Origin of the sequence: Stenotrophomonas sp. (assembly GCF_050737075.1) — a bacterium.
Classification (GTDB): Bacteria; Pseudomonadota; Gammaproteobacteria; order Xanthomonadales; family Xanthomonadaceae; genus Stenotrophomonas.
In genome coordinates, this window is sequence record NZ_JBOHXV010000053.1 from 23605 (window position 1) to 34196 (window position 10592).

At 66.6% G+C, this 10592-nt stretch carries 9 protein-coding genes and 1 tRNA gene; 9 read left to right on the forward strand and 1 reads right to left on the reverse strand.

Going from position 1 to position 10592, the window contains the following annotated elements:
• Positions 1–376 precede the first annotated feature (376 nt).
• From lexA to ACREPD_RS13610, 7 genes are all read left to right on the forward strand, one after another.
• Positions 377–1027 carry a transcriptional repressor LexA gene (lexA, locus tag ACREPD_RS13580; RefSeq protein WP_421570761.1) on the forward strand — a complete coding sequence of 217 codons (651 nt, stop codon included), beginning with the start codon at positions 377–379 and terminating at the stop codon, positions 1025–1027.
• Positions 1028–1229: 202 nt separating this feature from the next.
• A complete protein-coding gene (recA, locus tag ACREPD_RS13585; RefSeq protein WP_431599814.1) occupies positions 1230–2273 on the forward strand; it encodes a recombinase RecA in 1044 nt (347 codons plus the stop codon).
• Between the two features lie 112 nt (positions 2274–2385).
• Positions 2386–2877, forward strand: a complete 492-nt coding sequence (recX, locus tag ACREPD_RS13590; protein ID WP_431599807.1) for a recombination regulator RecX — start codon at positions 2386–2388, stop codon at positions 2875–2877.
• 132 nt (positions 2878–3009) lie between these two features.
• Positions 3010–5658: an alanine--tRNA ligase gene (alaS, locus tag ACREPD_RS13595; RefSeq protein ID WP_431599808.1), complete on the forward strand. Its 2649-nt coding sequence runs from the start codon at positions 3010–3012 to the stop codon at positions 5656–5658.
• Between the two features lie 141 nt (positions 5659–5799).
• Positions 5800–6003, forward strand: a complete 204-nt coding sequence (gene csrA / locus ACREPD_RS13600) for a carbon storage regulator CsrA (protein ID WP_019183311.1) — start codon at positions 5800–5802, stop codon at positions 6001–6003.
• Between the two features lie 81 nt (positions 6004–6084).
• Positions 6085–6177 (forward strand) — tRNA-Ser (locus ACREPD_RS13605).
• Positions 6178–6323: 146 nt separating this feature from the next.
• The gene (locus ACREPD_RS13610) at positions 6324–7472 is read left to right on the forward strand and encodes an aldo/keto reductase (RefSeq protein WP_431599809.1); all 1149 of its coding nucleotides are present in this window, start codon (positions 6324–6326) and stop codon (positions 7470–7472) included.
• A gap of 76 nt (positions 7473–7548) precedes the next feature.
• On the opposite strand, the gene ACREPD_RS13615 is transcribed toward ACREPD_RS13610, so the two are convergent.
• Positions 7549–8250, reverse strand: a complete 702-nt coding sequence (locus ACREPD_RS13615; RefSeq protein ID WP_431599810.1) for a pirin family protein — start codon at positions 8248–8250, stop codon at positions 7549–7551.
• A gap of 141 nt (positions 8251–8391) precedes the next feature.
• On the opposite strand from ACREPD_RS13615, the gene ACREPD_RS13620 reads away from it, so the two are divergent.
• Both ACREPD_RS13620 and ACREPD_RS13625 read left to right on the forward strand, forming a co-directional pair.
• On the forward strand, positions 8392–9315 hold the full coding sequence (locus tag ACREPD_RS13620) for a LysR family transcriptional regulator (protein WP_431599811.1): 924 nt from the start codon (positions 8392–8394) through the stop codon (positions 9313–9315).
• A gap of 113 nt (positions 9316–9428) precedes the next feature.
• Positions 9429–10577, forward strand: a complete 1149-nt coding sequence (locus ACREPD_RS13625) for an alpha/beta fold hydrolase (protein WP_431599812.1) — start codon at positions 9429–9431, stop codon at positions 10575–10577.
• Positions 10578–10592: the final 15 nt, after the last annotated feature.

Consider the following 10592-nt stretch of genomic DNA (forward strand, 5'->3'; position numbering starts at 1 on the left):
TTGCCACGCATGGCGTGGCACTACGAATTTCTACGGGCCTTCGTTTGGATCCGGATACCGCGGCTCTGTCTTCACTTTTTCTGGTCGGGGCACCTGACCCGAACAGCGTAGGGACACGCCATGCGTGTCTGCGCTTCGTTCCGGGGTCGTGACGTCTGACGGGCGGCTTCGGCGGGTCTAAACGTCGGTCGGACCAGGGCGGCTGTTTGCCTTGCGCCTTCGGATGCTTGTGCCGCGCTTTGCGCGGCGGCCGGGCAGAGCCCGGCGCTACGCATTCCTATGGGCCTTCGTTTGGATCCGGATACCGCGGCGCTGTCTCCGCTTTTTCTGGTCGGGGGCTTGAATGTGTCAGGCGTTAGTAGTATTACTACTAACCATGGACCTAACCGACACCCAGCAGGCGATCCTGCAGTTGATCGCCGAGCGTATCGAGACCGACGGCGCACCGCCGTCGCAGACGGAAATCGCCCGCGCCTTTGGCTTCAAGGGCGTCCGGGCCGCGCAGTACCACCTGGAAGCGCTGGAGCAGGCCGGAGCGATCCGTCGCATTCCCGGCCAGGCCCGCGGCATCCGGCTGGTGCAGGTGCCGCCGCTGCAGGACGGCCTGCCGGCCTCCTTGGCAGTGCCTGCGCTGCCCGACCACGTGCTGCGCCTGCCGGTGCTGGGTCGGGTCGCGGCCGGTCTGCCGATCGGCGCGGACATCGGCTCGGACGACTTCGTGGTCCTGGACCGGGTGTTCTTCTCGCCTGCGCCCGACTACCTGCTCAAGGTCCAGGGCGACTCGATGATCGACGAGGGCATCTTCGACGGCGACCTGATCGGCGTCCATCGCACCCGCGACGCCCGCTCCGGCCAGATCGTGGTGGCGCGCATCGATGACGAGATCACCGTCAAGCTGCTGAAGATGGGCAAGGACCGCATCCGCCTGCTGCCGCGCAACCCCGATTACAAGCCGATCGAAGTCCTCCCGGATCAGGATTTCGCCATTGAAGGCCTCTATTGCGGCCTGTTGCGCCCGAACCGCTGATCCCCACACCGCACGATATGCACGGTCTTTTGTGGCGAATCTCTGGTTCCGCTGAGGTTGGTACGGATGTCCGATAATTTTTTTCCGAATGCCGGGCAGAATCTCAGCCTGTGCGATACGCCAACCTTAAAGTGACCCCGTGGCCAAGAAGACTTCCAAAGACAACACCTCCAACGACATGACCTCTGCAAGGACCAATCCGATGGACGAGAACAAAAAGCGTGCCCTCACCGCCGCGCTGAGCCAGATCGAAAAGCAGTTCGGCAAGGGTGCCGTGATGCGCATGGGCGACCGCGTCGTCGAGGCGGTCGAGGTCATCCCCACCGGCTCGCTGATGCTGGACATCGCACTCGGCATCGGTGGCCTGCCCAAGGGGCGTGTCGTTGAGATCTACGGTCCGGAATCCTCGGGCAAGACCACCCTGACCCTGCAGGCCATTGCCGAGTGCCAGAAGAAGGGCGGCACCGCCGCCTTCATCGACGCCGAGCACGCCCTGGACCCGATCTACGCCGCCAAGCTGGGCGTCAACGTGGACGACCTGCTGCTGTCGCAGCCGGACACCGGTGAGCAGGCGCTGGAAATCGCCGACATGCTGGTGCGCTCCAGTTCGGTGGACATCGTGGTGGTCGACTCGGTCGCCGCGCTGACCCCCAAGGCCGAAATCGAAGGCGAAATGGGCGACCAGCTGCCGGGTCTGCAGGCCCGCCTGATGAGCCAGGCGCTGCGCAAGCTGACCGGCAACATCAAGCGTTCCAACACCCTGGTGGTCTTCATCAACCAGTTGCGCCACAAGATCGGCGTGATGATGCCGGGCCAGAGCCCGGAAGTGACCACCGGCGGCAATGCCCTGAAGTTCTACGCCTCGGTCCGCCTGGACATCCGCCGCATCGGCGCGATCAAGAAGGGCGACGAGATCATCGGCAACCAGACCAAGATCAAGGTCGTCAAGAACAAGCTGGCGCCCCCGTTCAAGCAGGTCATCACCGAGATCCTGTACGGCGAAGGCATCAGCCGCGAAGGTGAACTGATCGACATGGGCGTGGACGCGAAACTGGTCGAGAAGGCCGGTGCCTGGTACAGCTACGGCGAAGAGCGCATCGGCCAGGGCAAGGACAACGCCCGCGGTTACCTGCGCGACAACCCGCAGGTCGCCCAGCGCCTGGAAGCCGAGCTGCGCGAGAAGTTCCAGCCGGCCGAAGCCGCCCGTGAGGGTGGTGAGGACGACGGCGAAGACGACGCCGAATGAGTTTTCCTGCGGGGCAGGGCAGCGCCGTCAGTGACGCTCGCCCTGTCCCGCGGTTTCCGTATTCCCCCGACGGGGGGAGCGCCAGGGACGGCGCATCTGATTGAAGGTTGCCATGCAGGATTCCGACGCCCCGGCACCCCGCCGCAAACGCCGTGTCAGTGAACAGACCCCCGTCCAGCGGGCGCTGGGTCTGCTGGTGCGCCGCGAACATTCACGCAAGGAGCTGACCCGCAAGCTCCAGGCCCGCGGGATCGAGACCGAGGCCGCCGTGGCGGCCGTGGACAAGCTCCGCGAGGCCGGCTGGCAGGACGACACCCGGTTTGCCGAGAATCTGGTCCGGATCCGGGCCAACACCGGATATGGCCCGATCCACATCCGCGCCGAACTGGGCACCCACGGGCTGGACAGCGAGCAGATCGCCTTGGCCATGGAGACCTTCGAAGGCGACTGGACCGAGAACGCGCGGGACCTGGTCTGCCGCCGGTTCGGTGAGGCGGGCCCGCAGGAGCTGGCGCAGCGCCGCAAGGCGGCCGATCTGCTGGCCCGGCGGGGCTTCGACGGCGACAGCATCCGCCGGGCAACCCGATTCGATCCGGAAGCGTAAGGAAGGGCACGGGCGGCGTGTCCCTAAGGCCCGGGCCTGATACCCTTTGTGGTTTCGGCGGTCCTGCAATCGACACCCGGCCATTGGGGCTGCGTGCGAGGGACTGACCGGCCCGCAGACAGCCAGCCCCCCATGACCGAATCCGCCACCTTCACCACCTCCCAGATCCGCAGCGACTTCCTTGAGTTCTTCAAGGGCAAGGGCCACACCATCGTGCCGTCGGCACCACTGGTGCCGGGCAATGATCCGACCCTGTTGTTCACCAACTCCGGCATGGTGCAGTTCAAGGACGTGTTCCTTGGCGCCGAGAAGCGCAGCTACGTGCGCGCGGCGGACGTCCAGCGCTGCCTGCGCGCCGGCGGCAAGCACAACGACCTGGACCAGGTCGGCTACACCGCGCGCCACCACACCTTCTTCGAAATGCTGGGCAACTGGTCGTTCGGCGACTACTTCAAGAAGGACGCCATCGCCTGGGCCTGGGAGCTGCTGACCCAGGTCTGGAAGCTGCCGGCAGACCGCCTGCTGGTCACCGTCTACCAGACCGATGATGAGGCGTACGCGCTGTGGCGCGACATGGTCGGCATTCCGGAAGAGCGCATCGTGCGCATCGGCGACAACAAGGGCGCGCCGTTTGCGTCAGACAACTTCTGGCAGATGGCCGACACCGGCCCGTGCGGCCCGTGCACCGAGATCTTCTACGACCACGGCGCGCACATCGCCGGTGGCCCGCCGGGCTCGCCGGACGAAGACGGTGACCGCTACATCGAAATCTGGAACCTGGTGTTCATGCAGTTCGACCGCCAGCCCGACGGCACCCTGGTGCCGCTGCCAGCACCGTGCGTGGACACGGGCATGGGCCTGGAGCGCCTCGCGGCGATCCTGCAGCACGTGCACACCAATTATGAAATCGACCTGTTCCAGGCGCTGATCCGCAGGGCCAGTGAACTGACCGGCATGGCCGACCTGGAGAACAAGTCGCTGCGCGTGATCGCCGATCACATCCGTGCGTGTTCGTTCCTGGTCGTCGACGGCGTGCTGCCCTCCAACGAAGGCCGCGGCTACGTGCTGCGCCGTATCATCCGCCGCGCCCTGCGCCATGGCTGGATGCTGGGCGTGCGCCAGCCGTTCTTCAGCAAGCTGGTGCCGACCCTGGTCGAGCAGATGGGCGAGGCCTACCCGGACCTGCCGGCCCAGGCCGACATCGTCGTGCGTGCCCTGCAAGCCGAGGAAGAGCGCTTCGCGCAGACCCTCGATTCGGGCATGAAGATCTTCGACGACGTCGCCGCCCAGGTGACCAACGGGATCATCCCGGGCGTGGATGCATTCCGCCTCTACGACACCTACGGCTTCCCGCTGGATCTGACCCAGGACATCGCGCGCGAGCGCGATCTGGTCGTGGACATCGAGGGCTTCGATGCGGCGATGAAGAAGCAGCGTGACGACGGCCGCAAGGCAGGCAAGGGCGGGGCGGGCGTGGTCCTGTCCGCCGAGCTGGTCGCCACGCTCAAGCCGACCGTGTTCCTGGGCTACGACCGGTTGCAGGCCGACGGCCTGGCCGTGGTGGCCCTGCTCAAGGATGGCCGCCCGGTGGAGAGCGCGCAGGCCGGTGACGACGTCATCGTGCTCACCGACCAGACCCCGTTCTATGCCGAATCCGGTGGCCAGGTTGGCGATACCGGCACGCTCGCCGGCAGTGGCGTGCAGCTGCAGGTCAGCGACACCCAGAAATTCGCCGGGCAGTATCACGGCCACGTCGGCCAGATCGCCAGCGGCAGCCTGAAGGTCGGTGACGTGCTCAGCGGCCAGGTCGACGGCGACCGTCGCGGCGCCACCATCCTCAACCACTCGGCCACCCACCTGCTGCACGCCGCGTTGCGCGAGGTGCTGGGCACCCATGTGCATCAGAAGGGCTCGCTGGTTGCGCCCGACCGCCTGCGTTTCGACTTCTCGCATTTCGAACCGATCAGTGCGGCGGACCTGGCCGTGATCGAGCGCAAGGTCAACGAACAGGTGCGCGTCAACAACGCCGTCGAAGTACGCAACATGGCCATGCAGGAAGCACTGGACTTCGGTGCGATGGCGCTGTTCGGCGAGAAGTACGGCGAGAATGTGCGCGTGCTGAAGATGGGCGATTACTCCACCGAACTGTGTGGCGGTACGCACGTCACCCGCACCGGTGACATCGGTCTGTTCAAGATCACCTCCGAAGGCGGCGTGTCCTCCGGCGTGCGCCGCATCGAAGCGGTCACGGGGCAGGGTGCGCTCGACTACGTGGCCCACGAAGAGGCACAGCTCACCGAAGCGGCCGCGCTGCTCGGCGGCAGTGCCGCCGACGTGGTCGAGAAGATCCGCCAGCTCGGCGAACGCCAGAAGAAGCTGGAACGCGAACTGGAGCAACTGAAGGCCAAGCAGGCCGCCGGTGCGACCTCTGACCTGGGCGGCAGCGCAGTTGAGGTCAAGGGCGTCAAGATTCTCGCCGCCCGCCTGGAGGGCTTCGACGCCAAGGCGCTGCGTGACGCAATCGACCGCCTCAAGCAGCAGCTAGGCGATGCGGTGATCGTGTTGGCGGGCACCCAGGACGGCAAGGCCGCCCTGGTTGCCGGCGTGAATGGCAGCGCAATGGGCAAGGTAAAGGCGGGGGAACTGTTGTCCCACATCGCCAGTCAGATCGGAGGCAAGGGCGGCGGCCGCCCGGACCTCGCCCAGGGTGGTGGCGAGGACGGGCCCGCCCTTGTTTCTGCACTGGCCGCCGTCGTGGACTGGGTCACCCCGCGTATCTGAACGCCTGAATCCTCCTGCTCCTTGATGGGGCGGGAGGGCTGACGGTACTATGGCTAATCTTTCCCCTTTGTCGTGTGGCGTTCCTTGGCTGGACGCCGAGCCAGTGGGGAAAATCCACCGGTTCCCTGGAGACTTGAAAAAATGTTGATCCTGACTCGCCGTGTTGGCGAAACCCTGATGATCGGTGACTCGGTCAGCGTGACCGTGCTCGGCGTCAAGGGCAACCAGGTGCGTATTGGTATCACCGCTCCGAAGGATGTGGCCGTGCACCGCGAAGAGATTTACCAGCGTATCCAGCGAGGCGACGAGCCGAATGCATCCGGAAGTGAAAATTCTTCCGATTAAGGCTTTACCTCGGGGTGCGAAAAACGTTATTCTTCGCGCCCCCGCTGAGAAGAAACACCGCAGCGGCGGAAGACGAATACTGGAGCGGTGCCCGAGTGGCTGAAGGGGCTCCCCTGCTAAGGGAGTATAGGGCTTAAAACTCTATCGAGGGTTCGAATCCCTCCCGCTCCGCCAGTGACAAGAAGAGGCCTTCGTACGAAAGTACGAAGGCCTTTTTCTTTGTGTCATCGGATGCGTGTTGCCGCCACGTTGACGTCACCGCCGCGCGCCCTGCACCGGCAACCTGCGAGGGTGGGCATTCCCCCGCAACAGGAGCCGTCGTGAACGCACGCCGACATTTCCTTTCCGCCGCCGCCGCCGGCACTGCCGCGCTGGCCAGTTCACCCTTGCTTGCGCAATCGGCCGCACCGGGCAGTGTGCTGCCCACCCGCGGGACCGCGCATGCCCATCCGCTGGCCACCAACTCCCCTCGCGCTGCAGGGCGATACCGGCCGCATACCCGCCTGGGGCTGGGTGGGGTGGCGGTCGGCAACGGTTTTGCGCCAGCCACTGATGCACAGAGCGAGCAGACGCTCGCGGCAGCCTATGCAGCCGGGGTGCGCTATTTCGATACGTCGCCCTGGTACGGACTGGGTCTGAGCGAGCGCCGCTACGGCCACCACCTGCATAACCATCCGGCGCGCGACTACACGCTGTCGACCAAGGTCGGCCGCCTGCTCACCGCCACCGCAGGCGCGCTGCCGGACACGATGTGGAAGGAGCCGTCGCCGTTCGATTACCGCTATGACTATTCCGCCGACGGCGTGCGTCGTTCGGTCGAGGACAGCCTCAACCGGTTGGGCGTGGCGCAGTTGGATGTGGTCTTCATCCACGACCTGTCGCCGGACAACGAGAAAGACCTCGGCATGCCGTGGGAGCAGCGCTTTGCCGAAGCGGCCAAGGGCGCCATGCCGGCGCTGACGAAGATGCGCGAGGAGGGGGTGATCAAGGCGTGGGGCTTCGGCGTCAATCGCCCCGAGCCTGCGCTGCGCGCCCTGCAGGAGGCCGATCCGGACATCTTCCTGCTTGCCTGCCAGTACTCGCTGCTCGACCACGACGCGGCGCTGCATGACACCTTTCCGGCGATCGCCCGGCATGGGGCGTCGGTGGTGGTCGGTGCACCGCTGCTGGCGGGCTACCTCGCCGGTCGCGACCGCTATCTCTATGACGGCACGGTGCCGGAGTGGGCGCCGAAGAAGCGCGCGGCGGTCCAGGCGATCTGCGACCGCCACGGGGTCGATCTGCGCACCGCGGCGCTGCAGTTCGCCGACGCGCCCGAGGTGGTTTCCGCCGTGATTCCGGGGGCGCGCACGGCCGGGCAGGTGCAGGCGAACGTGGCGTCGATGTCGGTCGCGGTGCCACCGGGGTTGTGGGCAGAATTGAAGGCGGCTGGCCTGATTGCGGCTGATGCGCCGGTGCCTGCCGGCTGAGCGCGCGCTTCGCTGTGAGGTGCCCGCACCGACGGCAACGCCCCGATCGCTCGGGGCGTTGCTGTGTTCCGCACCGTTACAGCGGCAGATCGAACACCAGGACTTCGGCATCGCTGGCGTTTTCCAGCGTGAGCTGGGCTTCGTCGCGGACCTGCAGTGCGTCGCCGGTCTCCAGCGTGATGCCGTTGACCTGCAGCTGGCCACGCGCCACCTGCACATAGGCGCCACGCTGCGGCGCCAGGGCCAGGTGCACGCGCTCTTCGCCGTCCAGGAGGGTGGCGTAGATGTTGGTGTCCTGGTGGATCAGCAGCGACCCGTCGCGGCCATCCTTCGAGGCGATCAGGCGCAGCTGGCCGCGCTTGGCCTCCGGGGCGAAGTGGGTCTCCTGGTAGCTCGGGGTGATGTTCTCGGTGTCCGGGAACAGCCAGATCTGCAGGAAGTGCACGGTCTCGTCGGGCGAGTGGTTGAACTCGCTGTGGCTGACCCCGCTGCCGGCACTCATGCGCTGCACATCGCCGTAGCGCAGCACCGAGCCGGTGCCCATCGAGTCCTTGTGCTCCAGCGCGCCGCCGAGCACGTAGGAGATGATCTCCATGTTGCTGTGGCTGTGGGTGCCGAAGCCCTGGCCGCCGGTGACCTTGTCTTCGTTGATCACGCGCAACGGGCCGAAGCTGGTGTAGCGCGGGTCGTAGTAGTTGGCGAAGGAGAAGGTGTGCTGGGAGTTCAGCCAGCCATGGTTGGCCTGGCCGCGGGTGGCGCTCTTGCGAATCTGCAGCATGATGTTCTCCTCAGGGTGTTCGATGGTTTCGATGGCGGTCCGGGGAGGTGTTTGCTGCCCCTTTCCTGTTGGCGCCAGTATCCGCTTGCACCCCCGGCTTGAAAAACGGATAGTTTTGCAAGCCATCATCGAAAAATTCGAATGCTCAAGCTCAGTCTCGACGCGCTGCAGATCCTGGATTCGATCGACCGTCGTGGCTCCTTCGCCTCGGCCGGCAAGGAGCTGCACAAGGTGCCCTCGACCATCTCCTACACCGTGTCCAAGCTGGAGCAGGACCTGGGCGTGCAGCTGTTCGACCGGATCGGGCCCCGCGCGCACCTGACCGAGGCGGGCGTGGCGCTGCTGGACGAGGGCCGGCACCTGCTGCGCGCCGCCCGCGAACTCGAGATGCGGGTGCGGCGGGTGGCCTCGGGCTGGGAGGCGGAGCTGACCGTGGCGGTCGATTCGCTGTTCCAGCCGGCGCTGCTGGCCGAGGACGTGCGTGCGTTTGGTGGCGTGGCCGAGCAGACCCGTGTGCGGCTGATCAGCGAGGCGTTGTCCGGCACCTGGGAAGCGCTGCTGGACCGGCGCGCCGACCTGCTGGTGGGGGCGGCGGGCGAGGGCCCCAGCGGCGGGGGCTACGTGGTGGAGCCGATGGGGGTGGTGCGCTTCGTGTTCGCCGTGGCCCCGGGCCATCCACTTGCGGCGGCGGAGGCGCCGTTGGGGCGCGAGCAGCTGGCGGCGCATTGCGCGATTGCCGTGGCCGATTCCGCGCGGCGGCTGCTGCCGCGCACGGTCGGGCTGCTGATGGGGCAGGAGACCGTCACCGTGCCCGATACGGTGAGCAAGTTCCGGCTGCAGTGTGCCGGACTGGGCTTCGGGTTCCTGCCCGAGCCGTATGTGCAGTCCGCCGTGGCCGAGGGCCGGCTGGTGGTCAGGCAGGTGGAGGAGCCCAAGCCGGACGAGACGCTGTGGCTGGCCTGGCGAACGGGCGAGGAGGGGGCGGCGTTGCGCTGGTGGCGGGAGCGGATGCGGCGGGAGGGGGTGATGGAGGGGTGGTGGAGGGAGATGGAGGGGTGGTTGTAACGTTCGGGATAAATGAACAATGGCTGGGCTGTCATCGATCGGTCATGTGGATGCGGTAGAGCGCCCCGGGCGCGATGGTTAATCTGCGCGGCTCAATGTGAACCTCTGCGCCCATGAAACGCCTGCTGCTGTTGCTGCTGGCCGGGGCCGGCCTGTGGCTGGCCGCGTGCTCGTCGCTCAATTCCTCCGCTGCTTCCACCTCGCTCAGCGATCGGCTGATCGCGCCGGGTGGTGTGTCCACGCTGCTCGATACCGCGCGTATCGCCGAGGCGGTGGCGGCGGTGCCCAATCGCCACGGTTTCGTGACCGGACGCGCCGGCGTGCCGCTGTTCTGGCGGGCGTTCGATCCCGGTCGCTATGGGCTGCACTACCAGTACCTGGCCCAGCAGCATGACAATGGCGAGCCGTTGAACACCGGGCTGAAGCTGGCCTTGCCGCAGCCGTTCCAGGCGCAGGCCCCGCGCGGCACCGTGGTGCTGCTGCATGGGTGGATGATGAACGGCGATGCGATGCTGCCGTGGTCGCTGCAGCTGGCCGAATCGGGCTACCGGGTGATCACCATCGACCTGCGCAACCACGGGCATTCCGGTGCGGGACCGTCGGGCTATGGCACGTTCGAATCCGACGACGTGATCGATGTGATCGATGCCCTGCAGCGCCGTGGCGAGGTGGTCGGTCCGCTGTATCTGTTCGGCGTGTCCTACGGTGCGGCCACCGCGCTGTTCACCGCCGACAAGCTCGGCGACCGCGTCACCGGCGTGGTGGCGATGGAATCGTTCGCCAATGCGGGCGACGCCATCCGCAGCATGATTCCGCACTTGATGTCGCTGCAGCCCACCGCGTGGAAGGCGCAGGCCATGGCGACCTACGGGCGGTGGCGCTACGGCGGGCAGAACATCGATGCGGTGATTGCCGCCGCCAGCCAGCGCCTGGACCTGGATCTGGATGACGTGGACGTAACCCGTGCCGTCGCCGACACGCGTGCCTGCGTGCTGCTGCTGCATGGCCAGAACGACGCGCACGTGCGGGTGGAGCAGGGGCGTGCATTGGCCGCCGCCAGCCCGCGTGTGCATTACATCGAAATGCGCGGCGAAGACCACATCACCCTGCCGCTGCGCCTGGACCTGCTGAGTGGCGTGGTGGACGACTGGCTGGCGCACGATGACCATGCAGGTGGCCGCTGCCCCGCGCCGGAAGTGCCGCAGGAAGCGGATCGCATGGCGATGGCAGCAGTGCAGGCGAGGGTGCGCGTACAGGGGTAGAGCCACCCCATGGGT